This window comes from Sphingobium sp. EP60837 (genome assembly GCF_001658005.1).
In the GTDB taxonomy this organism is placed as follows: domain Bacteria; phylum Pseudomonadota; class Alphaproteobacteria; order Sphingomonadales; family Sphingomonadaceae; genus Sphingobium; species Sphingobium tyrosinilyticum.
The window spans coordinates 635,677-661,753 of record NZ_CP015987.1; the positions used below are offsets into that span (position 1 = coordinate 635,677).

Here is a 26,077-nt window from a genome sequence, read left to right on the forward strand (position 1 = left end):
GAGAGACACATCATGGATCGCATCTTCACCGCCATAGCCACGCGCATCGCCTCTGCCGCGGGTCAACCGCTGAGCTTCGCGCTGGCGCTCGGGCTCATCCTCGTCTGGGGCCTTACCGGACCCGTCTTTCAATATTCCGATACCTGGCAGCTCATCATCAACACCGGCACGACCATCATCACCTTCCTGATGGTCTTCCTGATCCAGAACAGTCAAAACCGGGACGCGGCAGCGATGCAGGCGAAGCTGGATGAGGTGATCCGGGCGCTCGATTCAGCGCGCGAGCAGTTCATCGGCATCGAGCATCGCAGCGCGGGCGAGGTGGAGGAGATCCGCGCCGCGCTGGAAAAGGAGGTCGGTGAGGAGGAGGGGAAGGCTGCGACGGCCGACGACAGCGTCGAACATGTGCTGCGGCGGACTTGAGCCGCCCGCCTATCCGAACTGCTTGATCAGCGAGGCGGTCGCGCTGTCCGCCCCTGCCTCCGCCACGATCGCATAAGCGGCGCGGGCAACGACTTCGGCTGCGCTGAGCGCTGCGGGCATCGCGCTGCTGGCCGCCGGTTCGGCGGCGGTGCTGGCAGATGTCTCGGCCGCAGCGCTGCGCGAGAAGAAACCAGCCTCGGACAGCAAGCCATCGAGCGAATGTGATGGGGCCGACACTTGCCCGATGTTCGTCCGCGCCGGGGGCGGATAGACTAAAGCCAGCTCGGGCGCTGCCGTTATAGGGGATGGTACGGTCGCCGCGCCGCTGCTGGTCTCCCCCGAAGGCGCGGTCATAGGGGCAGGCGCTATGGGCTCGGCCGTCGTCGCTGGCGGGGTGGTTGCGGTGCTGCCGCTGGAATTTTTGGCATTCCAATTGGCCCAGGCGTTGCCGTTGCTGTTGATGCTGACCACGTAAATCTCCGACCGTCCCCGCGGCAAGCCTATCGCGAGACCTCATTCCAAGCGGTGAAGGGACAGGGTCAGCGCCCCGTTAATCATCCGGTAAGGCTTAGGCGCCCAGCCACCACAATATGCCGATCAGCGACAGGGAGGCGAGCGTCGTCGTCAGCATTACCGCCCATGCGCTCAGCTCCATCGCCCATCGGCCTGCCTTGCCCGCCAGCACGAAGCTGGACGCGCCGCACGGCATCGCTGCCATCAGGATCGCGACCTTCGCCCAGAGCGGCGGGATCGGCGGCAGCATCCACAGGATCGCGGCGGTGATTAACGGCTGGACCAGCAGCTTCAGCGCGACGACGCGGCCGATCGGCCCTGGCGTAGCGGTGCGGCGGGGAAGGGCGATGAAGATGCCTATGGCCGTCAGCGCGCACGGCGCCGTCGCCTGCGCCAATGTCGCCATCAACACGTCGGCCGGGCCGGTCAGCGGTAGGCCGAGCACCGACCAGATGCAGCCTGCGACCGACAGCAGGATCAACGGGCTGCGAACGGTCGATCGCGCGGCCAGCTTCAGGCCGGTGGTAATGCCGTGGCCCTGACTGGCCGTCACCTCGCTCATGACCAGCCCGACCGTGAAGACGATGGCGGAATAGATCAGCATCGTCACGGACACTGGCGCCACCGCCTCCGGACCCCAGGCCAGTGTCGCGACCGGCAGGCCGATGAAGCCCGTATTGCTAAAACAGGCGCATAGCGCTGCGATATTCGCGTTCGCGCCCGATCGCCCAAAGTGCCGCGCGATCGCGAAGGCAAGGCCATAAGTAGCCAGCGCGCCCAGGATCACGGCGGCGAACATGCCCGGCACGGCCAGGTTGCGCGGATCCATATGCGCGATCGATCGGAAGGTGAGGATCGGCAGCGTGATCGCGATGACGAAGCGGTTCAGCACCTCGAACGCGCGGTCGCCCAATATGTCGTATCGACCGCAAATATAGCCGATCAGGATCAATCCGAAGACCGGCATTAACGCGCCGAAGATCGTCACCGCCATGGAATATACTGCCCCCAGCATGGCGGCATTTGCTGCCGCACCGCTGCGTCCCCTATGCCAAGCTGTGGGCGACGAAAACGGCTTTTTGTGCAATCGTAGATACGCCAATGACAATCAGCGGCGGGTAGGATGCGATCAACGCTTAAATTGCGCGGCGCTCGTGTCGAAGCTGCGCTGCGCCGCTTCCGCAAGGGGCAGCTGGCGGAAGGCATCGGACAATATTTCAACGCCATAGGGACCATCATAGCCCGCCTCACCCAGGGCGCGGATGAAGCCAGGGATGTCGAACTCGCCCTCGCCGCATAGCTTGCGATGCCGCATCGTGTCTTCGGTGATGCTGTCCTGCATAGCCATCATGGCGTCGCACAGTTCGGCCGCGATGATGAAACGGCCGGGCACCTGCGCGACATCCGCCACAACGCCGCCGGCGCGCACGACATGCCATATATCGATCAGCAGCCCGCCATTGGGGGCGTTCGCCGCCGCCACCATCCCTAGCGCCGCCTCCAGATTGGGCAGGCTTGAAAATGGCAGCATCTCCAGCCCCACCATCAGCCCATGGCCCGCTGCTTCTTCGCACAACTCGGCAAATTCCGCCGCAAGATCGGCGTCTTGGGGATCGTCGGGCAGAAAGGGCGGCATGACCTTCACATGCCGAGCGCCCAGCGCATCGGCGGCGCGAAACAGCTGCGCGCGCGCTGCGTCCGACTGGGCCCGCCGTTGGCCCGCCGCGAACCAGTCTATCAGGAATTCCAGCTCGACCAGATGCTGCCCCGCATCGGCCAGGCGCTGCTTCAGCGCCGCATAGCCAAGGCCACGCTCCTGCCAGGCGATAAGGTCGCCTAGCCAAAAGCCGTTCCCCGCATAGCCTGCACGCGCCGCCGCCTCGATCCGTTGCTCTAGCGGAAAGCGGCCGAGATTGTCCGGCCGGTCCGGGCGCACATCACCTGCCGTCGTCCAGCAGGTAGCGATCAGCTGCGGCGCGCCCATCGGGCCGCTCCGCTCAATCCATCCGCGGCGGTTCGATCCCGGCGTTGCGGCAGGCATAGTCGAGCAGCGCCGAATAATCCTTCGTCGCATAGTCGCCCGCACGCGCGCCGCCGAACACGGCATGGGCAGCCGCACCCATGGGCAGGCCAACGCGATTTTCCGCCGCTGCGTTCATCGCAAGGCTCAGGTCCTTGAACGCCAGGTCGATGGTGAAGCCCGGCTCCACATCGCCCTTGAGCACCTTGTTCACCATCAGCACATGGAACTGGCCATTGCGCGCGGTGGTGTTGCCGGTGACATCATGGATGGTCTGGATGTCGAGGCCGAGCTTGGTGCCAAGCGCGATCGATTCGGCGACCACCTGCGCGGTGGACAGCAGCATGAAATTGTTGATCACCTTCATGCGGCTGCCCATGCCGGGCTTGCCACAACGGAAGATGTCGGTGCCCATGGCGTTCAACGCCGGTTCGACACGCGCGAAATCGGGGTCCTCAGCGCCCACCATGAACAAAGATTCGCCCCGCTCGGCATGCAGCGCCAGGCGGCCGATGGGCGCATCGACAAAGGCGATGCCCTTGGCGCGGCAGGCTTCCGCCACGCGATCGGTGCCCTTGGCGTCGATGGTGGACAGGTCCATCAGCAATGCGCCAGCGTCGATATTCGCCAGCACGCCATCTTCACCCAGCACCACCGCCTCGACATGCTGCGTCGCGGGCAGGACGGTGATGACGATGTCCTGGCCGCGGCTGGCTTCGGCGACATTCGCCGCCTTCTTCGCGCCCAGCTCGGCAACCGTGCTCATCTTCGCGTCGTCAATGTCATAGACCGTCACCGCAAAGCCCTTGCGCTGCAGGTTCGATGACATGGGCAGGCCCATCGCGCCCAGGCCGATGAAGCCGATCTTGGTGGTCATTGTTTCTTCCTCTCAATGCCGTCTGCGCTTGCGCGACGATTCAAAAAAATCAGTGAAGTTTTTCCGCGACAACGCCCGCTTCCACAAGCGCGGTGATCTGACCTTCGGACAATCCCAGAACATCGGTCAGCACCGAACGCGTATCTTCACCCGAACGCGGTGGCGCACGGCGATAGTCGGCGGGCGTCTTGGAAAATTTCCCCGGATAGCCCAGCACCTTGACCGGCGTGCCGTCCGACCGGAGCATGTCCTTGATGACGCCGCGCGCAACGACATGCTCGTCGGCCAATATGTCGGGGATTTCGTTGACGCGTCCGCCCGGCAACTTGGCTGCTTCCATCGCCGCGATCAGATCGTCCGATTTCCATTTTGCGATGGCAGGCCGCATCTCGTCCTGCAACGCCTTGCGGTTGGGCGAGCGATGGCCATTGTCGATGAAGCGCGGATCGTCGGGCAGGTCGGGGCGGCCGATCAGTTCGCAGAAGCTGCGGAACTGCCGGTCATTGCCCAGCGCCACCAATATGTCGCCATCGGAACAGGAGAAATCCTGATAGGGCACGGTATTGGGGTGTTCATTGCCCAGCCGGCGGGGGATCATGCCGCCGTTCAGATAGTTGGAAGCCTGGTTGGCGAGCAGCGACACCTGCGTGTCCAGCAGCGCCATGTCGATATGCTGGCCTTCCCCAGTGCGGTCGCGATGCGCGAGCGCGGCGAGGATGGAAATGGCCGAATAAAGGCCCGTCACCAGATCGCTGATCGGAATGCCGACCTTCATCGGGCCGCCGCCTGCCTCATCGTCGGGACGGCCGGTGATCGACATGAGACCGCTCATCCCCTGGATCAGGAAGTCATAGCCGCCCCGATCCTTATAGGGGCCATCCTGGCCAAAGCCGGTGATCGAACAATAGATGAGCTTCGGATTGATCTTGGACAGAGAGGCGTAGTCGAGGCCATATTTGTTGAGCCCGTCGACACGGAAATTCTCCACGACGATGTCCGCGTCTAGCGCGATCTGCCGGATCAACTCCGCGCCGCGCGGGTCGGCGAGGTTGATCGCGACCGACTGCTTGTTGCGGTTGGCGCACAGATAATAGGCCGCGTCCTTGGACCCGTCGTCGAGGAAAGGAGGTCCCCAGCGGCGCGTGTCGTCGCCCTGTCCGGGCTGTTCGATCTTGATGACCTCCGCGCCCAGGTCGCCCAATATTTGCGTCGTCCACGGTCCGGCCAGCACGCGGGACAGATCGAGGACTTTGATCCCGGCGAGCGGCCCGGTGGGCGTCTGCTTGTCGCTCACTTGTTCTGGAACTCCGGCGCGCGCTTGCCGAGGAAGGCGGCGATCGCTTCATGATGGTCTTCGGTATAATGGGCGAGCGACTGATAACCCGCCGCCATTTCCAGCAGCGTTGGCAGCTTCATGTCCGCCCCTTCGCGCATCAGCCGCTTGGCCATCCGGGTGGCGTGGCCCGGATTAGCGGCGATCTTGCCCGCCAGTTCCAGCGCCCGGTCCATCAGCTTGTCGGCGGGCAGCACTTCGGCGACCAGGCCATATTCCAGCGCGGTCGCGGCGTTGATCGCTTCGCCGGTCAGCGTCATGATATTGGCGCGCTGCGGCCCGATCAGGCGCGGCAACAACCATCCGCCGCCACCGCCCGGAATGATGCCGAGCTTCACATAGCTTTCCGCCACGACGGCCGTGTCCGCCATCAGGCGGATGTCGCACATGCAGGAAATGTCGAGGCCCAGGCCGATCGCCGGGCCGTTGATCGCGGCGATGATGGGCACTTCCAGTTCGTGGATCGCCGGTCCGATCATCTGCACGCTGGTGCGGTAGGAATTCCGGATCTCATAGGGCGAGCCGCCGAACATGCCCGATCGTTCGGCCATATATTTGACGTTGCCGCCCGCGCTGAACGCCTTGCCATTGCCGGTCAGGACGATCGCCCGAACCGATGTGTCGCGCACCATGTGGCGGCAGAAATCGACGATTTCCTCGCTATGCGCGACCTCGGTGATGGTGTTGCGTTCATCGGGGCGGTTGAAACGGGCGATGACGACGGGGCCGTCGCGCTCGACGAGAAGGAACGGTTCCAAGCGGACTCTCCCAATGCAGGATGAAATGACGGGGCACGCTAGGCGCGCGCCCTGCGCCAAGCTAATATTGATTTTCGTTTATCCGATATATGGAAGCTATCATGGAACTGCGTCAGCTTCGCTACTTTGTCATGCTGGCCGAAACGGGCAATTTCCACCGTGCGGCCGAGCGGCTGAATATGTCGCAGCCGCCGCTGACGGTCGCCATCCGCAAGCTGGAGGACGAATTGGGCGCGGCGCTGTTCGTGCGAAGTGCGCGGGGCGTGACGCTGACGGCGGCGGGCCGCGCCTCGCTGGAGATGGCGCGGGCTACGCTGGCGCAGGCCGATCGCTTTCGGGAAGCCGCGCGAGAAGGGGCTGCTGGGGAAAGGGGGCGGCTGCGCGTTGGCTTTGTCGGCTCGGCGACCTTCGAACTGCTGCCGCGCCTCATTACGGAATATCGCCGACGCTATCCTGCCGTCGAACTGGTGCTGGAGGAAGCGACAAGCATGGAAATCGCGCGCAAGCTGGCTGCGGGCGAATTGGACGTTGGGCTGGTGCGCCTGCCGCTGCTTCAGATCGCGGCCGTGGACACGCAGGTGATCGACCCGGACGAACTATATGCCGCGCTCCCAGAGGGCAGCCCCTTCGCCGACGCGGAAAGCGTGGAGTTGAGCGATCTCGCCGCGCAGCCCTTCATCCTGCAAAGCCGCATCAGCGTGCTGCATTCGATCACGCTGACCGCCTGCCAAAAGGCGGGGTTCATGCCCATCGTCGCGCAGGAAGCCGCGCAGCTCAGCGCCGTTCTCGCCCTCGTCCGCTCGGGCCTCGGCGTGGCGCTCGTCCCTTCCCGCGCCGCAGGATCGGTTCCGCAGGGCGTCCGCCTGGTCCACCTCGCCAGCCCGGTGCCCGTCCTGACCGGCGTCGCCCTGCCGCGCGACACGCCCAGCCCGCTCGCTCAAAACTTCGCCGCGATCGCATCCAATAGCGACTAACTATCAAATTGCGCCAATTCGATATTGGACACTTCTCCCGCAAAACGCGATCAGTTCGCCACTTCATTGATGGTTTCACGAGGCCGGCTTGTTCGAAACATTGACCCTTTCCGCCCTGCCGCCCGAGGATGAGGCGATCCGCCCCGCCCTGCGCGCTCTGATCGACGAAGCCATCGCCGAGCTGCCCGTCAGCCGCCGCGCTCGCTCCTGGCAGGGTTTCGACGCCTCTTTCAGCCGAAAATTGGGCCAGGCCGGCTATCTCGGCCTGTCTCTGCCCAAGGAATATGGTGGCATGGGTCGCGGCCCCTTCACCCGCTTCGTTGTGGTGGAAGAACTGCTGTCGGCTGGCGCTCCCGTCGCCGGGCACTGGATCGCCGACCGCCAGAGCGGCCCGCTGATCCTGCATTACGGCACGGAGGAACAGCGCCGCTTTTACCTGCCCCGCATCTCGAAGGGCGAAGCGCTCTTCTGCATCGGCATGAGCGAGCCAGGCTCCGGTTCAGACCTCGCCAGCGTCCGCACCCGCGCCGAACAGCAGGCAGACGGTAGTTGGCTGCTCAACGGCCAGAAGATCTGGACCACCAACGCGATGCATGGCGATTATATGATCGCCTTGGTGCGCACATCGGGCACCAGCGCCGACCGGCAACAGGGCCTGTCCCAGCTGATCGTCGATCTCAAAGCGCCCGGCGTCATTATCCGTCCGATCGTTGACCTGACCGGCGACGCGCATTTCGCCGAAGTCTTTTTCGAAGATGTTCGTCTCGCCCCCGACGCCCTGATCGGTTCGGAAGGGCAGGGGTGGAAGCAGGTGACCGCGGAGCTTGCGTTCGAGCGCAGCGGACCGGAGCGCATTTATTCCTCCGTAGTGTTAATCGATGCCTGGGTGCGTCATCTCGAAGCGGTTGGGCGGAAGGACAGCGCCACGCTGCGCCTCGTCGGATCCCTGATGGCGCAGCAGGCGGTGCTGCGCGAAATGTCGCTCGCCGTGACCGCGCGGTTGGTGGCGGGCGAGAGCCCGGTTGTCGAAGCCTCGCTGATGAAGGATCTCGGCACCAGTTTCGAGCAGGCGGTGCCCCAGCTGATCGGGGATGACCTGGCTGCCAACCCGGATGAGCCGGTCGATCCGGAACTCTACCGCACCTTACTTTATGTGACCTATGCCGCGCCCAGCTTCTCGCTGCGCGGCGGCACGCGTGAAATCCTGCGCGGCATCATCGCCCGCGGCCTTGGCCTGCGCTGAAGGGAGCCACTCCATGGACATGTCCGAACTGATCGATCCCTTCGCCCGCTTGATCGAAGATATCTGCACCCCCGCCGCGATCCGCGAGATTGAACAGGGCGGCGATACCGCAGCGATGTGGAAGGCTTTCCTGGAATCCGGCTTCCTTGACGCCTTGGTCGCCGAGGAATCCGGCGGCGCTGGCCTGTCGCTGAGCGACGCCGCCTCGCTGATCGCGCTGCTCGGCCGCCATGCCGTGCCGCTGCCGGTCGGCGATACGATGGTCGCCCGCGCGCTGCTCGCCGCTGCTGGCGTCGAAGCGCCCGAAGGGCCGATCGCCATCGCCACCGGCGCGGGCGCTGCGCCTTTCGCCGCCGTGGCTACCCACATCCTCTCCGGCGCGCCCGACGCGCCGGTAGTGACGCCAGCGAACGTCGAACCGACGGGCGTGCCACATGACGGCGGGGCCTATGTGAGCGGGCTCGACGGCAAGGCCCTGCGCCCGATCGCTGCCGCGCTGCGCGCGCTGCTGATCTCCGGTGCGGCGGAGCGCGTGATGGAAATGACCGTCGCCTACGCCAATGAACGCGTCCAGTTCGGCAAGCCGATCGGCAAGCAGCAGGCCGTGCAGCAGCAGCTGTCCGTCCTCGCCGAGCAGGCCGTCGCCGCTCGCATCGCCGCCGCGATCGGCGCTCGGGCGGGGTTGCGGCCGAAGCTCGTGGACGCTGCCATCGCAAAGCATGGCACGAGCCTTGCCGCAGGACAGATCGCCGCAATCGCTCATGCCGTCCATGGTGCGATCGGCATTAGCGAGGAATATGACCTGCAACTGTTGACCCGCCGTCTGCATGGCTGGCGCCTGGCGGACGGATCGGAAGGCTATTGGGCTGGGGTGCTTGGGGAGTTGCGCATGGCGGAGCCTGCCAAGCCAACTGCTGATTTCATTCGGGGCGCCTGATCGCAAGCTCCCGACGCAAGGGGTTGTCGCGTGTTGGTCTAGGGCGCTAAGAGGCGCAGCCAGCAGCCCTGGGCTGCGCCCTAACAGATGATCCGTGCGGCGCAGCGCTTGAGGTAGAGGACCATAATCGCATGACCATTTCGACGCCCTATCCCATCATCGACGGTCAGGAACGCAAGCAGGGTTCGCTCGGGACGATGCCGCTGGTCAATCCCTCGACCGAGGAAGTGATCGCGAACATCCCGAATTGCGGCGCGGAAGAAGCGCTTGAGGCTGCGCGCCTGTCGGTTGAGGGCTTTGCGCAATGGTCGGCGATGGCGCCTTTCGACCGCAGCAAAATCATGCGCCGCGCCGCCGACCAGATGCGCGCCGAGGTTGAAGAAGCCGCTGCCGAGATGACTCGCGAGAGCGGCAAGCCGCTGGTGCAGGCGCGGGGCGAATGGATGGCGTCGGCCGATCTGCTCGATTGGTTTGCCGAAGAAGGACGCCGCGCCTATGGCCGCCTGATCCCCACCCGGGCGAGCGACATGCGTTGGGCCGTGCACCGTCGCCCGGTCGGCCCGGTCGCTGCCTTCACGCCCTGGAATTTCCCCGCCTGGACGGTGATGCAGAAGGTTGCCCCGGCGCTGGCCGCTGGCTGTTCGGTAGTCCTGAAATGTGCGGAGGAGACTCCAAGCTCTGGCTGGCGCATCGTCGGCGCCCTGCTCGCCGCCGGTCTCCCCCCGCGCGCGTTGAGCGTCATTTGGGGCGACGCGCCCGCAATCTCTGCTGCGCTCTGCGCCGCGCCCGAAATTCACAAGGTGACGCTGACCGGCTCGACCCGCGTCGGCCGCATTCTGGCGAGCGCCGCCGGGCAGCACCTTAAGAAGGTGACGATGGAGTTGGGTGGCCATAATCCGGTGATCATCGCGCGGGATGTGGACTTGAACACGGTTGTGCCGCTGGCGGCCGAGTTCAAGTTCCGCAACGGCGGCCAGGTATGCGTGTCGCCGACCCGCTTCCTCGTCGAAAAGCCGATCTATGCCGAGTTCGTCGCGGGCGTCGCCGAAGCGGCAAGCAAGCTGCGCGTCGGCGACGGTATGGATGCGGACACGCAGATGGGTCCGCTCGCCACCGCGGGGCAGCTGTCAAAGATCGAGGCATTGGCCGCCGACGCCGTGCAGCGTGGCGCAAAGATCGAAACGGGTGGATCGCGGATCGGCAACCGCGGCTATTTCTTCCAGCCGACCGTGCTGTCGGGCATGACGCCTGAAATGGATGCGATGAACGAGGAACCCTTCGGCCCGCTGATGCTAGTGATGCCGGTCGATGACATCGACGCCGCGCTGACCGAAGCCAATCGTCTGCCCTATGGTCTGGCTTCCTATGCCTTCACCAACAGTCTGAGCACGGAGCGCAAGATCTCAGAGCGCATCAATGCAGGCATGCTGGGCCTCAACCATTATGCCATGGCGATGCCCGAAACGCCCTTCGGCGGCGTGGGCGACAGCGGCATGGGCTCCGAAGGTGGTATCGAAGGCATGGACGCCTATCTGCGCCCCTTCTTGGTGACGGCGAAGATCGTCTGAACATCAATCAGCCGCTATAATAGACTTACGTCGGCCCTCCTCCGCCTCCTGACAAGGAGGTGAAGGATAAGCTACTTGGCGCGGCATCTTTCGCCGCCGCCTTCGCATCAGGAAATCGTCAGTTGTTCCGCGCGCCTTCCTGCATGGGAGTGCGGGGATCCTTTACGCATGTCCGTTTGACGTCTTTCGCTATAATCGGCTTGACTAGGAAACTGATAAGTTTACCAACGAGACAAAGAAAGATGAGGAGGAGAGGACGTCATGAGCGATTCTCAAGTTTTGGGTGCGAGCCCTAGCCCAGCGCTTCCGGCCACAATGCCGCTGGCCCGCGTGCATGGTGCGGGGGACATGCGCATCGACCAGGTGGAAGTGCCAGCAATCGGGCCGTATGATGTACTGGTGCGCGTGGGCGCAACGGGTGTTTGCGGCAGCGACCTCGGCTATGTCGCCGCAGGGAATATGGGCGGTGCGCCACTTACTGAACCTTTGCCGCTTGGACATGAATTTGCCGGCATCGTCGAGCAGGTAGGAGCCGAGGTGCGCGACATAGCGCCGGGTCAACGCTGCGCCGTCAACCCCGATAGCGGGCTTATCGGCGGTGGCGGGCCGGGCGCGTTCGCCCCGTTCATCCTGGTGGAGAATGCGCGCGTCGGCTTGGAAATTTGTCCCATCCCAGACAGTCTGCTGCTGGAAAAAGCCGCTCTGGCAGAACCATTGTCGGTGGCGATGCACGGCCTGAACATCGGCCGGGTTGAGCCGGGGGATAAGGTTGTGGTTCTGGGCGCGGGTCCAATCGGCCTATGTACCGTCATCTGCCTTCGCCATCGGGGCATAAGCGACATCCTGATCGCGGATCTGTGCGACGCCCGGCTGGAACGGGCGCGCCAGCTTGGGGCGAGCGTTACCGTCAATCCGTCGTGCGAGTCGTTGGGCCATGCCGTCGGCCAAGCGCATGGAACAGGGGAGCGGTATGGTCTGCCCTTCGTGGGCAGCGATGTCATCATCGATGCGGCAGGGTCGCAAGAGGCCCTAGGTGAATTACTGGAACTGGCGAAATATCAGTCCCGTGTGGTCATCGTCGCGCTACATAAAAAGCCGATGCCCATCAATCTTTGGAAGATGATGGCCAATGAGTTCAGCATTTCCGGGTCGATCGCGAGTGATCGGGCGGAAGAGTTCAACGAGTGCGTGAAAATGCTGGCTGTCGGAAAGGTGAATGTCGATCCGCTGATCAGCCATCGGATCGATTTCAACCAGCTGGACGAAGCTTTCCGAACCGCCGCAGATCCGGAGGCGTCGGCCAAGGTGATCGTCACTTTTCCACAAGTCGCGTGAGAGGCGGGCATAACCGCTCCACAATCCAGAGGATCTAAACATGAGTGAAGTTCAGCTGCGCGAGCTGCAGGAAATCCGTATCGACGACATGGCCGACCCGGTGGTCACCCCCGCGATCCTTGCCGCCCGCAACGGGCCTGCGAATGTGCCTGACCGAATGACGGTGGAAGAGGTGCTTGCCAGCGCGATCGTCCAAGCGGGCGGCCTGGATGATTTTGGCGACGATCAAAGCTTTCGTGAGCGCATGGCGGTGACGCTGCAGGCGTGGGACGAGGATGAGGGCCTTACCCGTGGGGCACGGATCACGCTGCTGAACCATCTCGTCCGCGTCATGGTAAATCGTCTTCATATAGAGGATCTGGTCAAGCGGCATCCCGAGATATTAGAGATTGAGATCGATCGGCCGCTGTTCATCGCTGGCCTGCCCCGTTCGGGCACTACCCATCTGGTCAACTGGCTGTCGCGCGACGAGCGGCTGCGATCGCTTACGCTGTGGGAATCGGAGGAGCCGGTTCAGCTGCGCGATCTTGCACCGGGCGAAGTCGATCCCCGCGCTGTGCGCAGCGCCGAATTTTGGAGCGCGTTCGAGGCGATGTTGCCGCACATGGCGGCGATGCACGGGATGGACGCAGCGTCCATCCATGAGGACAATGAACTGCTCTACATGGATCTCAACTGCTATAGTTGGGAGTTCCAATCACGGATCCCCCGGTGGATCGACTATTATTTCGCGCACGACCGCACGCCCAGCTACGCCTATGAAAAGAAGGTGCTGCAGGTCCTGACATGGCATCGCGGACCTAACCGCTGGTTGTTGAAATCGCCGCAGCACATGGAAAATCTGGCGGCAATCAAGACGGTTTTCCCCGATGCCACGATGGTCATCACCCATCGCGATCCCATCGCGGTGCTGCGGTCGCTGACTACCATGCTGGGCTATAGTGATCGCATCCGCCGCGATCCGGTGGACCCGCCCGCCCTCGCCCAGCTTTGGCTCGACCGTATAGAAAGGTTGCTGCGCGCTTGCGTTGATCAGCGCGAGGCATGGGGTCCTGATCAGTCGGCCGACATCCTGTTCCATGAATATATGGCCGATCAGGAGCGCGTGATGCGGCGGGTTTACAATCTTGCGGGGCTGGAACTGACATCGGAGGTCGAGGCTCAGCTGCTCGGCTATCTGGACGAAAATCCTCGCAACAAACATGGCAAGGTTGTCTATGATCTCGAAGGCGTATTCGGTCTGAACGAAGCCGCCGCGCGTGAGCGGTTCGCCTTTTATTATGAGCGTTTTCCTGTCCGGCATGAGGTCTAAGGTGGAGGCTGACAGCTCTGCCATCCCGGCGCCGATCGGCCGTGCGGACCAGACGCTCGCAAAAAAGCGCCGCCTGCTGCAGATCGCGCGCGAAGAATTTATCCGGCAAGGCTATCGCGCCGTCACCATGGATGCGATCGCTCAGGCGGCGGGGGTGTCCAAGCGCACACTCTATCTTTGGCATGAGGATAAGGCTGCGCTTTTTCGAGCCTGTCTTAACGCCGGAGTTGAGCGCTTTCCCTTGGCGCAGTTCAGCGATGCCGCTGAGCCAGAGTCCGACCTGCGTGCGTTCGGCGTTGCCCTGCTCCAGGAATTCACTCGCCCATCGACTGTTGGCATGGCCCGGCTGTTGATGCGCGAGGCTCATGAGTTCAGCGAATTTGGGCCGCTGATCCGGCAAAGTCGGGATGACTATCTCGCGCGGCCTCTTGCCGAGTATCTGGTGCGGACAGGTATTTCAAAAAGGGACAGCGGCAGCGCCGCCATGCTCCTTTTATCGATGATATTAGCGCCCGTTCACAACGCCCTGCTGGTTGATGATGCGTTGCCGGACGAGCAGCAATGCAGACTGCACGTCGAAATAGCGGTGCGCACCTTTATGCGCGGGACAGAGAGAGGTGCAAATGCGGCGGCGGCTTGACCAAAGGAACCGCGGTTGCTATCACAAGTGAGTGTTTACTTACTTATCCGCTTTTGAGTCGGAGAGGGATGGAAGAAATGGCTGAACATGTTGATGGCGCAGTGATTGCACGGGATTGGCACGACCGTAGCCTGCCGCTCGCCGACACCGAAGAACTGCACACCGCCCTGGAAGAAGCAAATATCCAGACGCTGCTGATGGTCTATGTCCATTTGACCCACGATGCCGCGATGCTGGACGTGTTCGGCAACTATATCAAACCGCCGTTCGCGGTTCCTGGCACCGAAATCCCGAACGAATATCTGCACGAACTGCGCACCAAATTGCTGCATGTGCTGACGACCCCGGGCGCCGCGCGTGAGGATGATCCGTCCGAAGCTTTGATGCAGCGGATGATGAGCGTGGGCGTGGGCGAGGAAGTCGCCGACGAATTTCTGCCGCTGCTGTTCGACCAGATCGGGCTAAAGCTGCCCAAGCCGCGTAAGGAGATCGAAGGACGCCCTGCGCCCAAGTCCGACTTCAAGGTGCTGGTGATCGGCGCGGGCATGACCGGCCTTGCCGCTTCACTGAAGCTGGAGGAAGCCGGTTACGAGCATATCGTGATCGAAAAGAATCCGGAAGTCGGCGGTACTTGGTACGAAAATCGTTATCCCGGCGTCGGCGTCGACACGCCCAGCCACTTCTATTCCTATTCTTTCGAGATCACGCCCGAGTGGACGCACTACCATCCCAAGGGCGTGGACATGCAGAAGTACCTGCTGCACGTCGCCGACAAATATGAACTTCGCCGCAACATCCGCTTTAACACCGAAGTCCTCGCGCTGCGCTATGACGATCTAGACGCGGTGTGGAACATCACGGTCCGTGGCAAGGACGGCAGCGAAGAAGTGATCCGCGCCAACGCTGTCATCAACGCCCACGGTCCGGTCAACCGCTGGAAGTGGCCCGACATTCCGGGCCGCGAAGACTTCCAGGGCAAGATCATGCACACGGCGAACTGGGATCCGTCAACACGGCTCGAAGGCAAGCGCGTCGGCATCATCGGCACGGGCGCAAGCGCCGCGCAGCTGATCGGCGCGATCGCCGATCAGGTCAGCGAACTCACCGTGTTCCAGCGCACCCGCTACTGGACGATCTACAATCCCGAGATCAATCATGAAGTGTCGCCGGGCATGAAGTTCGCCCTGCGCTACATCCCGCACTTCCGTGAATGGTTCCGTTTCCGCGTCTATTGGTTCGCGGCTGATGGCCTCTACGCGAACGTCGTGAAGGATCCCGAATGGCCGGTGGACAGCCCGTCCGTATCCGCCATGAACGAAGGTGCGCGGCAGTGGGCGCTTGCCCATCTGGAGGCGAAGTTCCACGACCGCCCCGATCTCAAGGAAAAGATGACGCCGGACTTCCCGATCTTCTCCAAGCGCATCATTCTGGACGCGGGCTGGCTCGACGCGCTCAAGCAGCCCAACGTCACACTGGAGCAGGGCGGGATCGAATGCTTCACCCCCAAGGGCATCCGCCTGAAGGACGGGACGGAGTATGAATTCGACATCATCATTTGCGCTACCGGCTTCGACGTCGCCAACATGATGGGCAAGCTGGAAATCATCGGCAAGGGCGGCCGCTCGCTGCGCGACGAATGGGGCAAGGACGATCCGCGTTCCTATCTTGGCGTGACGGTGCCGGGCTATCCCAACTATTTCATGACCGTTGGCCCGAACAGCGCGCCGAACCATGCGGCGGGCCAGAACCTGATCTCAGAGGCGCAGGTGAATTACATCATCGAATGCCTCGACTGGATCAACGCCAGCGGCGCCCGGGCCGTGGAGCCCAAGCAGGAAGCGTTCGAGACCTGGAACCGCCAGGTCGAGGAACAGATGAAGAATATGATCTGGACCCACCCGCGCGCGAACAGCTACTACAATAACTCCAAGGGTCGCGTCTTTCTGTCCTGGCCGTGGCGGCTTGTGGACCTATGGAACCAGACGCGCGGGCCGGCGAAGGAGAATTTCGAACTGCATTGAGCAGCTTCGATGGATCGATAGCAAGCGAGAGCCGGTCCGAAGGGCCGGCTCTCACTGTTTTAGGGGCATCATCTGTGCGCCTGAACCCACTCGGCCTCTGTTCGCTTTGAGTTGAGAAACGGTGGGGATAACGTGTCTCCGCTGCGCTCGACACGAACGGTGTCGGCCGCGCCTCAACCGGAAACCGTGTATCCCCCATCCACCGCCAGTGTTTGACCCGTAATCCATGCCGCACCGGGGCTCGACAGGAAGAGGATTGCGTTGGCGATATCTTCCGCCTCACCGGGCCGTCCCAAGGGGGTCCGCGCCAGCGTCGGAGCCATCCAATCCTCCTGCGCGAAGGTGCCTTCGGTCATGCGGCTGCGCGTAAGCCCGGCGGCGACGGCGTTGACGCGGATGCCGCGCTCCCCCCATTTGACCGCCAGCGTGCGGGTCAGTCCGACAAGGCCGGTCTTTGCCGCGCCATAGCCGGGCACAATGGGAATGCCGAAATAGCTGCTCATCGAAGCAATGCCGATGACGCTCGCGCCGCCCGCCAAGCTGCTTTGTGCGAGGAGGTCGGCACTACGCTGGGCCATGCGAAACGCGCCGACCAGCAGCATGTTGACGGCTCGCGCGAACACATCCGGCTCATATTCGTCAAGGCCCAGGCTCGGTAGCGCCATCCCGGCATTGTTGACGAGTATGTCGAGTTTCGAAAGGCTCGCCGCAACCGCATCGATGCTCTCGCCATCCTCTACATCCATGCGCAGATAGCGATAGCCGGACAGATCAGCATCATAATCGGCTGTGTCGCCGCGCGTGCCGGTGATGGTCACATCTGCGCCTGCTTGGCGATAGGCCGCCGCGGTGGCTGCGCCGATCCCGCTAGTGCCGCCAGTGACAAGCACATGCGCACCGGAAAAATCATAGGACGGGTTCGTCATACTGCCTCCACTTCGACCCAGCGGCCTTGAGCCGCAGACAGGCGCGCGGCGTCCAGCACGGCTTGCCCTGCCGCCGCGTCGCTAAAATCCCCCGCCGGATCAGGAAGCGGTGGCGCGCGACCTTCGATCCGGGCCTTCATCTGGCCGAACAGCTTGGCATAGGGGGCGACATCGAAGCCCTGCGTGTGCCAGCGGTCCATTTCCGTCTGGATCAGTTCATCAATGCCGAAAGGCTCGGGCGCGGGATTCACAAGTTCGGCGGGCATCGGAATCTGCCGCGTTCCGTCAGCATCGTTGATCCAGACTTCTTCCGGATCGCCAAAAGCGCTCCCGGACTGGATCCAGGCCGCACCATTCGTGCCCGCAACCTTGGTCGCCATGACGAACGGACCAGGGAAGCTCATCGCCGCCTCGATTGCGCCCAGGCAGCCGCTTTGGGTCCGGAACTGGACATTATAATAGTCGTCCGAGGTCATCGCCGGGCGCGTGGTGGTCAGCTTGCGCAGGATCGCGCTGACCGCGACGATCTCGTCCAGGGTGGATCGGACTTGGTCGATCATATGCGTGCCGAATGCGCCCAGGAAACCGCCGCCCTGTGCAGCGTCCGTCCACCAGTCGGCAAGTGGTTCCTCCTCTCCGCTACCCGGCTGCTGGTATATGCGGCTGAACATCAGCGGATCGCCGATGAGGCCATCCTTCACCACCCGACGCAGCAGCGCCTGCGCGCTGTCGAAACGGAACTCGGCGCCCAGCGCATGGACGATCCCCGCCTTTTGGGCGGCGGCCAGCATCTCCCGCGCTTCGGGTAGATCGCGTGCGAAGGGCTTTTCGCACATGACATGGCGGCCCGCGGCGATCGCCTGCATGACGGGCGTGTAATGCGCGTGCGGCGGGGTGGCGACAGTGACCAAGCGAATGCCCGGATCGTCGGACAGTACCTGTGCCAGATTATCGGACGCAAGCGGAATGCCCAGCGGCGCTGCGCGCTGCGCGGTCCTTTCCTGATTCCTACCGACGATGGCACGCACCTCAAATCCTGCATCGCGCAGCGCGCGGACATGCGTGAAAAGTCCAAAGCCCGTGCCTACGACGACTGCGCCGATCGGCGCTTCCTTGCCCGTCATCTCGTTTCTCTAGCCTTTCTGATGATGTCGCGAGCGGCTGGCGCCCATGAAGCGATGGCCTGCGCCATCGGCATGCCGTTGATGTTTTTCGAAAAGACCTCGACTGAGAAAAGGGCTGTGCTCCCAATCTGATCAAGCGTCCGGATGAAGCGCGTGAGGTCGAAGCTTCCCTGTCCGGGAACGAGCCGACCGCTCATCGTTTCGTGCAGCAGGTCGGCTTCTGGTTGCGCAGGCGCATCGTTGATCTGCACGGTGTGGATGCGCGATCCCGGGATGCTTTCGAGCAGCTCGAAGCTGGACCCGCTCCTGAAGAAGTGCCAGCTATCGACCGTGAGCCCGCCATTGGGCCGTCCGGCCGCCTGCACGATTGCCCATGCGCTCGCCAGATCGGGGATGCCGCCAAAAGGCAGGAACTCAATATGGACTTTCAGGCCATAGGGCGCGGCCAGATCGCACAGATGCGTGAAGGCTTCAGCCGCCTCATCCAGCGAGGGGGAGACGCCCATCATCTCGACGGCCGTGATCGACGGCGCACCGATGCGCGCGGCCGCTTCCACCACGCGCTCGGGCGTCAGCGATTGAAGCAGCGAAGCCAAAGGCGCGTCGTCGCCCGTTCGACGATGACTGGGCAGCCAGCAAGCCGTGCAATCCACCTCCATAACCGTCAGGTCATGATTGGCGATCCGCGCCGCAATTTCGGACGGCTTCATCCCTGCCTCTTCCAACGACCAGACGTCGCCGGGCATTAACGAGATGCCGGTAAAGCCCGCTTCACGCGCCGGGGCTAATCGTTCGAGCAGCGGCACATGTGCAAAAGGCGGAGCGGACAGGATCAACGGCAGATCCTCTGTCATGCCGCCTCCAGCCGGAAATTCAGTTCCAGAATGATCCCGTTCCGCTCCTCGACGAACAGCTGGCAGAGATTGGCGGGCGGATAGTCTTTCCGCACTACCGCGAGCCCGGCAGCGTCCAGCCGGGCGACCATAGCGGGCAGATCATCGCACTCCAGCGCCACATGATGCACTGCCCCGCTGCCCCGCGCGGGGGTGAAGGGCAGCGCGTCGTCGCTGGGATAGGCCGCACCCACTGGGCCGATATGGACGATAGCCCGTCCGTCCGGATCATGGATCCAGCAGCCTTGATCGATCGATCCCGCCCCAGGCGCGGTCTCCGCCCGCAGGCCCAGCACATCGCGGAAAAAGGCCGCGGTGCCGGGTACATCGGCGGTCCGGATATTTACATGGTCAAGAGTTCGCACGGCCATGGCGTCAGTCCACGAACTGGCCGGTGGCGATCGCAGCCTCCGGCTTGAGCGCCGTAAGCCCTTCCGCCTCAAGTTGCGCGAGCGGCAGGCGCCACAGATTTACGGCCGCAGTGCTTTCGGTCCGCACCAGGCGCAAGCCCCAGATGCCTTTCTCATGCGCGTAGGAATTCACCCAATTGCCGCCCAGGCCCGGATCATGCTCGGCGATGATGATGCGCACCCGGCCGTCGGGCTCGGCGGCGAAGCGGTAATTATTGACCCAGCCGTTGCCGTCCTCGAACGTGTCGAGATTTTCCTGCCAGATGTTGCAGATCTGGAAGTTCCAATATTCACAGTTCGGCGGCGCGAATTCGAGCACCAGCGCCTCGTCCAGCCGCTTTTCCCATCCGCCAAAGGCGACATGGCGATCGGGCACGCCGCCGTTCGACAGATATTGGGCGCGGCTATAGTCCAGTCGGTTGAGCTTGGCGGCGAAATTGCCCTGCGTCCCGTTCCACCAGTTGCGGACCAGTTCAGCATAGCCCAGCACATTCTGCGCGGCCCAGGCCAGGTTGTTCGCCATCAGTGCAGGCGTCACCGGCTCAGGATCCGCGCCGTCTAGCCGCTCGATGCGCATGTCGGGCGCAACTTCCTTCTCCCGGTCGCTCCATACCAGGCGGATAAGGATACAGTTGGTGTCAGGCTGTAGCTTCAGCCAGTTCTTGCCTTCGCCCGGATCATTTTTTGACAGGATGATCTCAAATCTCCCGTCGGCTTCGACGCGCAGCTGCTGACTGCCAAGAAAGCCGGTGGTTTTGAGGTTGGCGGGATCGAATAGCTTAAGACCATCGACGCCCAGCGGCGCCCAGTCGCGTGCGCCTGCATCATCCGGCGCGGGCGCGCTCAGCAGGGCCAGGACGAAATAGGGAATGGTGCCGCGCGTACCGACGATGCGATAATCGCGCGCCTCATCGAACTGGCACATCAGATGGTCCTGATCGACAGTCTGGACGTTGATCGATTGGCGCCATACCATGTCGCGCAGGCGGGGGCGGGTCGGCTCCGCATTTTCGATCAGCCGTTCGAAACCCGACCGCGCGAGGCGGGTGAGAAAGCGATACCATTCCGCCCGGTCCAGATCGGATGGATCATCTCTGAACTGGTCTATCATCCGTCCTGCGACCTTCAGCACGTCGCAGAAATCATCCCAGGACTGACCCGAAAGCAGCCTCTGCGCCGAGCGCGCCTCGATCTCCCGCATATCCATTGCTTCGTTGAGCGCGTCAGCCATCGCGGCCCATCCTCTTCCTGTTTGATCAGCGGAAGGTGCCATCGCCCCGGCGTGGGGGCCAGCCTTTCTTCTGTCGATCCCGTGCCATTATCCTTCCTGTGTGACGCAAAATGGTTTTGCGACATCCGACGGGCGGTGGGAACGGCATTGACCGGAAAGTTATAGATTGATAACTTTCTTGGGTCGATAGCGGTGCGGCCCGGTGGCGTGCACGAGTCGCTCGCCTGTGAGAGGAGTTAGGAAGTCATGCTTACCGATGCGCAGAAGCGCCATCTGTCCAATATCTTGCAGCCGGTTTCGCCGCCGCGCGAACTGCACAATGTGTACACCGAGGATCAGCGTCGCCGTTTGCTGGACGTGGTGCATAGCGGCGCCTGGAAGCTGATCATTGCGCAGCATTTCCCCAATGCGGAAGCGCTGATCGCCACTTTTGCAGGCGGCTTCCCCGAAGGTTTCGAACCGACGCTGGACATGTTCCTGACGCCGACCTTCCGCGGCTTCTATGCTAATTACTCAACCTGCATGTTCCCGGAAATTCAGGACACCTTCTACAATCCGACGTTCCTGGAATATGCGAAGGCCTATTGGAACGCCGACTATGCCAAGCCGCAGATGATGCTGTTCAACGTGAACGGCCCGTGCGGCAACAAGGATCCGGGCCATCTGGATTCGCCCAGCTTCCGCGGCGTGCGTTACGAAAATTCGCCGACCTGGCTGTGCTCGATCATGGGCCGTTCGGGCCTGTTCCAGGATTATCTGATCAAGATGGCGCAGGTCATCACCTGGTTCAGCCATGATGCCAATAGCGGCTTTACCTATTGGCCGAAGGGTCCGCTGGAAAAGCCAGCCCGCCTGCAGCCGCCGGTCTATAACCGCGGCGTAGTGGTGCAAAATGAGATGCTGGTGCATCGCGGCGAGGCCAACGGCCCGCTGGAGCGGCAGAATCCCAAGGGGCTGGGCTTCGACTCGCTGTTCAGTGGTGAACCGGGCAACCCTGACGGCTGGCTGGTCAAGACGGGCGATCAGGTCATCGAGCGCTATCACACCGACGACCTGCGCTTCCTCGTTCACTGGTCGGCGGAGGTCTTCGAGGACTATGCCGAACTGAAGAAGAACATGGATGGGTCGGACAACCTGACCTATGATCAGGTGTTTGACACGCTGATCAAGGATGTCCGTTCGCGCGGCATCCAGATCGAAACGCCGACCGACCCTCTGAACGATCCGGCGTTCATCAAGGCGCTGAACGACGCCTATGACTATGGCGGTCCTGCCGAATATCCGGCTGAAGCCCCGCGTGAGTTGGTTGCGGCCTGACCGGACCAGCGAAGGGAAATAGGAAAGGGCGCCGCATTTCGGCGCCCTTTCTTTTAGATCAGTCGATCGCTGGCTCCAAGTCGTCTGGTCCCCAATAGGCTTTCAAGCTGGTGATCCGCCCTTGCGCATCGAACGTGCAGACGTCGAGAGATCGGATCAGCAAGCGCGGACCTTCGGGGGGCTGAAAGGTGACGTCGAAAACCAGCGCGGCGGCGTTGGCATGCGACCCCCGGATCGGCGCGACTGGCTGAATCCGCGTCTTGAACGCGACCGTATCGCTGAACCAGGCCGCTATTTCCTCTCCGCTTTTGGGCGGCGATCCGAGTGGGTCCTCGATTATCGCATCGGGCGCGAAAAGCGTCAGGACGCCGTCGCGATCCCCTGCATTGATCCGATCGACATAGGCTTGGAGCGTAGCACGCATCTGCGCGTGGGTCGGCGGAGAGGCGGGAGTATCGCCAAGGGAAACGGATCGCTCGGTCATGGGGCTCACCTCATTTAACGGGCAGTCTTAATGGCTTGATGCCCCGCATTTAACATAGGATCTTGCACTTTCCCTATTGTTTTGCGTAGTAGGTTGCAGTTTTGAAGTTCAGGACAATTGCTGCAGGCTGGTGACTCGCTGCGCTTGATGCTAATTTGGCCGGACAGTGAGAGGATTATAGCATGGCCAAATCGTCGGACTATCGTCTGGGAGAATTTGAGTTTCCCCGTGGCTGGTTCATGGTTGGGGAGAGCGTCGAGGCGACGAAGACGCCCAAGGCGATGCGCTATCTTGGCCAGGACATGGTGATGTACCGTGGCGAGAGCGGCACGGTTTATGTGACGGAGGCTTATTGCCCGCACATGGGCGCGCATCTGGCGAAGAACACGACCAGCTACATCGTGCGCGACGGCGAGCAGATTGAGGGCGATTCGATCCGCTGCCCCTTCCATGGCTGGCAGTTCGGTCCCGACGGCGCGTGCAAGAACATCCCCTATTCCGACTTCGTGCCCAAGGCGGCCAAGCTCAAGACCTTCCCGGTCGTTGAGCGTGCGGGCACCGTGTGGATCTGGCATGATCCTGAAGGGCTCGAACCCAATTTCGACCTGCCCGACTTTGGCGGCCATTATGACGCGCCGGGCTGGGTCAATTGGAAGATCGATTTTATGGGCGATCTCGACATCCACCCGATCGAGGTGGTGGACAATATGGCCGACTTTGGCCATTTCGTGCCCATCCATGGGGCGAAGGACTTTGTCTATTTCGCCAATGAGTTCAAGGATCACATCGTCCACCAATATTATGCCGCTGGCCACCGCACGCTGGTGACCAACCCGGACGACGTGCTGACGCTCGACACCTGGTACACCGGCCCTTCGATCCTGCAGTCAGAGATGGAGGGGACGTTCAACAGCTTCATCCTCATCACCCACACGCCGATCGAGGATGGCAAGATCCGCGTCTGGCACGGCCTGATGGTGCAGGTGAATGACGGCTCTGCGCCGGTCACCGATGACCTGCGCGAAGCGGCGCTGCAATATCAGGAAGGCAGCCGCCTGGCCTTCGCCCAGGATGTCGAGATCTGGCAGAACAAGAAGGCGTGCCTCAACCCGCTCGTGATCCCGAGCGACGGCCCCTACGGCAAGGTCCGCACCTGGTACAAGCAGTTCTACAATCCCCGAGACAAGACCCCCGACCTGCACAAGCGCACCAACGGCCTGCATGTCACGCTCGACAAGCGTAGCTCGACGCAAGCCGCCTGAAGGAGAAAAAGAGATGGAGAGAAGTGAACGCCCGGTAGCCATCGTTACCGGCGCTAGCCGTGGCGCAGGCCGCGGCATCGCCGTTGCGCTGGGCGAACAGGGCTATCGCGTCTATGTCACCGGCCGGTCTATCCGCGAAGGCGATGCGGAACTGCCGGGCACCATTGGCGCTACGGCCGCGCAGGTCGATGCCGCAGGTGGCGAAGGCCGCGCCGTCCAGGTCGATCACGCCGATGATGACGCGATCGCCGCGCTGTTCGACCGGGTGCGGGAAGAAAGCGGCCGGCTCGACATATTGGTCAACAATGTCGCCGCCTTGAATGATGATCTGGTGAAGCCCGGCCCCTTCTGGGAAAAATCCACCGGCCTGGCCGACATTCTGAACGTCGGGCTTCGCTCCCATTATCTGGCGAGCTGGCATGCGGCGCGCATGATGGTCCCGGCTGGAAGCGGCCTCATTGCCTTTACCTCCTCCTTCGGGTCGGTCTGCTACATGCACGGCGCAGCCTATGGCGCGCAGAAGGCGGGCGTAGATAAGTTCGCCGCCGACATGGGCGTCGATTTTCGGGGAACGGGCGTCGCCGCGATCGCGCTTTGGATGGGGCCGCTGCTTACCGAACGGAGCGAACGCACGCTGTCGGAGCATCCGGAGCAATATGAAAAGTTCATGGCCGACGCGGAAACGCCGGAATTCAACGGGCGCGTTATCGCGGCGATTCATGATGACCCGAACCGCGACGAGCTCAACGGTCAGACGTTGATCACCGCCGAAATTGCGCAGCGCTACGGCATCACCGAATCCGGCGGGCGCACGCCGCCTTCCTACCGCGCGATGCTGGGCGACCCCCGGATTGCGCACCCTGCAATCGTGGCTTGAGGAAAGAACTGATGGAGTTTGGACGTCGATTTGCAGGCAAGTCGATCATCGTCACCGGCGGGGCGTCGGGCATCGGACGCGCTACGGCGCTGCGCCTGGCTGCCGAGGGTGGGCGGGTGTTGGCCGTCGATCTGGATGAAAAGGGTCTGGCGACGCTGCAGCAGGAACAGCCCGGTATTGAAATCCGGGCGGGCTCCGTCGCCGATGAACCTACCGTCCGCTCCATCATCGCTGAATGGGTCGCGGTGGCGGGCCGGTTGGACGTCCTGGTCAACATGGCCGGGATCATAAGATCGAGCCACGCCGCATCGACGGATTATGAAGACTTCATGTCCATCATTGCCGTTAATCTGGGCAGCACCTTCCTCATGTGTCGCGAAGCCCTGCCGCATTTGGAAAAGGTCGGCGGCAACATCGTCAATGCCGCATCTACCTCGAGCCATTTCGGTCACCCTTTCCTGACCGGCTATGCCGCGAGCAAGGGGGCGGTCGCCGCTTATACCCAAAGCCTCGCCTGGGAATATGTAAAGCGGGGGGTCCGGGTAAATGCCGTGGCTCCCGGCGGGATTGAAACCCCGTTGGCCAGCAGCGTACAAACCGCCATGGTGGAAGGGGCCGATTGGGAGTTGTATAATCATCTAAGCCCGATCAAGGGTTTTGCCGCCCCGGACAAGATCGCGGGCGTCATCGCCATGCTGGCGAGCGAGGATGGAGGGCACATGAATGGGGCAGTCGTGCGTGTCGATGGGGGCGTCCACGCCTGAAGCGCCGGACGTTGCAAGGGGTCGCCTGCAATGACCTTCGCTGCGCCTGAATTTTGTCTCGATCATCTGTCACTCGTCGATCTCGATGCGCTGACGGTGATCGATGCCGCCGCCCATGCGGGCTTTGCTGCGGTCAGCCTGTTCGTTACCCCTATTCCCATCAGTCCGACGCCTGATCTGGTGGCGGACAAGGTGGCGCGAAGGGAAGTCCTCGCTGCTTTGCGCGATACGGGCTTGCGGGTCGGAATCGTCGAACCCTTCATGCTCGATCAGGATCCCAATTGGCAGTTGCTTGAACATAGCGCGGAACTGACGGCGGAGCTTGGCGGCACGGTCAACATATTGGGCCTGGACGAGGATCATGCGCGACTGCGGGAGTCGCTGGAGCGCACGGTCGATATTTGTCGCAGGGCGCAGGCGGCGGCTGTGATCGAAGCCTATCCGCTCTCCACGATCCGCTCGCCGGCGCAGGCGCTAGGCTTTGCTCAGGCTTTGGGTCCGGACGTCGGCCTGTGCATCGATACGCTGCACATCATCCGCAGCGGAGGCAGCTGGGACGATGTCGCCGCGCTGCCACCCGGACGGATCCGTCATGTCCAGTTGAATGATGGACCGCTGGAAGCGCCGCATGACAGGGTGAATGAGGCTGTGTTCGACCGACAACTGCCGGGGGAGGGCGCGTTCGGCCTCAAGGCCCTGCTGGCGCTGCTGCCCGGCCACGCAACCATCGCGGTGGAAGCGCCGTCCCGCGCGCTTGCAAAGGGGGAGCCGCATGAACGCGCGGCCCGGCTGATGCAATCGATGCGGGATCTCTACGCAGCGCACTGAGAGCCCA

26 protein-coding genes are annotated in these 26,077 nt (G+C 62.7%); 14 read left to right on the forward strand and 12 right to left on the reverse strand.

Annotation, left to right across the window (positions count from 1 at the left end; genetic code table 11):
• The first annotated feature begins 12 nt into the window (after positions 1-12).
• A complete protein-coding gene (locus EP837_RS15835; protein WP_066531675.1) occupies positions 13-423 on the forward strand; it encodes a low affinity iron permease family protein in 411 nt (136 codons plus the stop codon).
• A gap of 9 nt (positions 424-432) precedes the next feature.
• Here the strand turns inward: EP837_RS15835 and EP837_RS15840 are convergent, their stop codons facing one another.
• The 6 genes from EP837_RS15840 to EP837_RS15865 all read right to left on the reverse strand — a co-directional run bounded on the left by EP837_RS15840 (position 433) and on the right by EP837_RS15865 (position 5,924).
• Entirely contained in the window at positions 433-894 is a 462-nt protein-coding gene (locus tag EP837_RS15840; RefSeq protein WP_066530730.1) for a hypothetical protein, read from the reverse strand.
• Positions 895-991: 97 nt separating this feature from the next.
• On the reverse strand, positions 992-1,951 hold the full coding sequence (locus EP837_RS15845; protein WP_082919746.1) for an AEC family transporter: 960 nt from the start codon (positions 1,949-1,951) through the stop codon (positions 992-994).
• Between the two features lie 114 nt (positions 1,952-2,065).
• Entirely contained in the window at positions 2,066-2,920 is an 855-nt protein-coding gene (locus tag EP837_RS15850; protein WP_066531677.1) for a sugar phosphate isomerase/epimerase family protein, read from the reverse strand.
• A gap of 13 nt (positions 2,921-2,933) precedes the next feature.
• Positions 2,934-3,833, reverse strand: a complete 900-nt coding sequence (locus EP837_RS15855; RefSeq protein ID WP_066530733.1) for an NAD(P)-dependent oxidoreductase — start codon at positions 3,831-3,833, stop codon at positions 2,934-2,936.
• A 49-nt stretch (positions 3,834-3,882) separates the two neighbouring features.
• A complete protein-coding gene (locus EP837_RS15860) occupies positions 3,883-5,127 on the reverse strand; it encodes a CaiB/BaiF CoA transferase family protein (protein ID WP_066530736.1) in 1,245 nt (414 codons plus the stop codon).
• A complete protein-coding gene (locus tag EP837_RS15865) occupies positions 5,124-5,924 on the reverse strand; it encodes a crotonase/enoyl-CoA hydratase family protein (RefSeq protein ID WP_066530738.1) in 801 nt (266 codons plus the stop codon). Before EP837_RS15865 ends, EP837_RS15860 begins: the two co-directional genes overlap by 4 nt.
• 101 nt (positions 5,925-6,025) lie before the next feature.
• Here EP837_RS15865 and EP837_RS15870 point away from each other — a divergent pair, with 101 nt between their 5' ends.
• The 8 genes from EP837_RS15870 to EP837_RS15905 all read left to right on the forward strand — a co-directional run bounded on the left by EP837_RS15870 (position 6,026) and on the right by EP837_RS15905 (position 15,954).
• Positions 6,026-6,898 (forward strand): LysR family transcriptional regulator, encoded by an 873-nt coding sequence (locus EP837_RS15870; protein WP_066531679.1) that lies wholly within the window; start codon positions 6,026-6,028, stop codon positions 6,896-6,898.
• A gap of 88 nt (positions 6,899-6,986) precedes the next feature.
• Positions 6,987-8,141 (forward strand): acyl-CoA dehydrogenase family protein, encoded by a 1,155-nt coding sequence (locus EP837_RS15875; protein ID WP_066530740.1) that lies wholly within the window; start codon positions 6,987-6,989, stop codon positions 8,139-8,141.
• Positions 8,142-8,154: 13 nt separating this feature from the next.
• The gene (locus EP837_RS15880; protein WP_066530742.1) at positions 8,155-9,078 is read left to right on the forward strand and encodes an acyl-CoA dehydrogenase family protein; all 924 of its coding nucleotides are present in this window, start codon (positions 8,155-8,157) and stop codon (positions 9,076-9,078) included.
• 131 nt (positions 9,079-9,209) lie between these two features.
• Positions 9,210-10,646 carry an NAD-dependent succinate-semialdehyde dehydrogenase gene (locus tag EP837_RS15885; protein ID WP_066530746.1) on the forward strand — a complete coding sequence of 479 codons (1,437 nt, stop codon included), beginning with the start codon at positions 9,210-9,212 and terminating at the stop codon, positions 10,644-10,646.
• Positions 10,647-10,907: 261 nt separating this feature from the next.
• Complete coding sequence (locus EP837_RS15890) at positions 10,908-11,981, forward strand: zinc-dependent alcohol dehydrogenase (RefSeq protein WP_225870616.1); 1,074 nt, start codon at positions 10,908-10,910, stop codon at positions 11,979-11,981.
• A 40-nt stretch (positions 11,982-12,021) separates the two neighbouring features.
• A complete protein-coding gene (locus tag EP837_RS15895) occupies positions 12,022-13,293 on the forward strand; it encodes a sulfotransferase family protein (protein WP_197486353.1) in 1,272 nt (423 codons plus the stop codon).
• 1 nt (position 13,294) lies between these two features.
• Positions 13,295-13,933: a TetR/AcrR family transcriptional regulator gene (locus EP837_RS15900; protein WP_066530757.1), complete on the forward strand. Its 639-nt coding sequence runs from the start codon at positions 13,295-13,297 to the stop codon at positions 13,931-13,933.
• A gap of 77 nt (positions 13,934-14,010) precedes the next feature.
• Positions 14,011-15,954, forward strand: coding sequence for a flavin-containing monooxygenase (locus EP837_RS15905; RefSeq protein ID WP_066531686.1), 1,944 nt, complete (start codon positions 14,011-14,013; stop codon positions 15,952-15,954).
• 173 nt (positions 15,955-16,127) lie between these two features.
• On the opposite strand, the gene EP837_RS15910 is transcribed toward EP837_RS15905, so the two are convergent.
• The 5 genes from EP837_RS15910 to EP837_RS15930 are packed head-to-tail and all read right to left on the reverse strand — an operon-like array spanning position 16,128 to position 20,538.
• Positions 16,128-16,880, reverse strand: a complete 753-nt coding sequence (locus EP837_RS15910; RefSeq protein WP_066530758.1) for an SDR family NAD(P)-dependent oxidoreductase — start codon at positions 16,878-16,880, stop codon at positions 16,128-16,130.
• Positions 16,877-18,004 (reverse strand): Gfo/Idh/MocA family protein, encoded by a 1,128-nt coding sequence (locus EP837_RS15915; protein WP_066530762.1) that lies wholly within the window; start codon positions 18,002-18,004, stop codon positions 16,877-16,879. Before EP837_RS15915 ends, EP837_RS15910 begins: the two co-directional genes overlap by 4 nt.
• Positions 18,001-18,858: a sugar phosphate isomerase/epimerase family protein gene (locus EP837_RS15920; protein ID WP_066530769.1), complete on the reverse strand. Its 858-nt coding sequence runs from the start codon at positions 18,856-18,858 to the stop codon at positions 18,001-18,003. The genes EP837_RS15915 and EP837_RS15920 overlap by 4 nt, the downstream gene beginning before the upstream one ends.
• Positions 18,855-19,268 (reverse strand): VOC family protein, encoded by a 414-nt coding sequence (locus tag EP837_RS15925; protein ID WP_066530772.1) that lies wholly within the window; start codon positions 19,266-19,268, stop codon positions 18,855-18,857. Before EP837_RS15925 ends, EP837_RS15920 begins: the two co-directional genes overlap by 4 nt.
• Positions 19,269-19,272: 4 nt before the next feature.
• Complete coding sequence (locus tag EP837_RS15930) at positions 19,273-20,538, reverse strand: DUF1214 domain-containing protein (protein WP_225870617.1); 1,266 nt, start codon at positions 20,536-20,538, stop codon at positions 19,273-19,275.
• Between the two features lie 246 nt (positions 20,539-20,784).
• On the opposite strand from EP837_RS15930, the gene EP837_RS15935 reads away from it, so the two are divergent.
• On the forward strand, positions 20,785-21,855 hold the full coding sequence (locus EP837_RS15935; RefSeq protein WP_066530774.1) for a hypothetical protein: 1,071 nt from the start codon (positions 20,785-20,787) through the stop codon (positions 21,853-21,855).
• Between the two features lie 58 nt (positions 21,856-21,913).
• Here EP837_RS15935 and EP837_RS15940 read toward each other — a convergent pair whose 3' ends face one another.
• On the reverse strand, positions 21,914-22,339 hold the full coding sequence (locus EP837_RS15940; RefSeq protein ID WP_066530786.1) for a steroid Delta-isomerase: 426 nt from the start codon (positions 22,337-22,339) through the stop codon (positions 21,914-21,916).
• 182 nt (positions 22,340-22,521) lie between these two features.
• Here EP837_RS15940 and EP837_RS15945 point away from each other — a divergent pair, with 182 nt between their 5' ends.
• Genes EP837_RS15945 through EP837_RS15960 form a run of 4 tightly spaced genes read left to right on the forward strand, consistent with a single transcriptional unit; the run spans position 22,522 to position 26,070 of the window.
• Entirely contained in the window at positions 22,522-23,601 is a 1,080-nt protein-coding gene (locus EP837_RS15945) for a Rieske 2Fe-2S domain-containing protein (RefSeq protein ID WP_066530715.1), read from the forward strand.
• Between the two features lie 13 nt (positions 23,602-23,614).
• Positions 23,615-24,478 carry an SDR family NAD(P)-dependent oxidoreductase gene (locus EP837_RS15950; RefSeq protein WP_066530788.1) on the forward strand — a complete coding sequence of 288 codons (864 nt, stop codon included), beginning with the start codon at positions 23,615-23,617 and terminating at the stop codon, positions 24,476-24,478.
• An 11-nt stretch (positions 24,479-24,489) separates the two neighbouring features.
• Positions 24,490-25,242, forward strand: a complete 753-nt coding sequence (locus EP837_RS15955; RefSeq protein WP_066530791.1) for an SDR family NAD(P)-dependent oxidoreductase — start codon at positions 24,490-24,492, stop codon at positions 25,240-25,242.
• Positions 25,243-25,272: 30 nt separating this feature from the next.
• Positions 25,273-26,070, forward strand: a complete 798-nt coding sequence (locus EP837_RS15960; protein WP_066530793.1) for a sugar phosphate isomerase/epimerase family protein — start codon at positions 25,273-25,275, stop codon at positions 26,068-26,070.
• Positions 26,071-26,077: the final 7 nt, after the last annotated feature.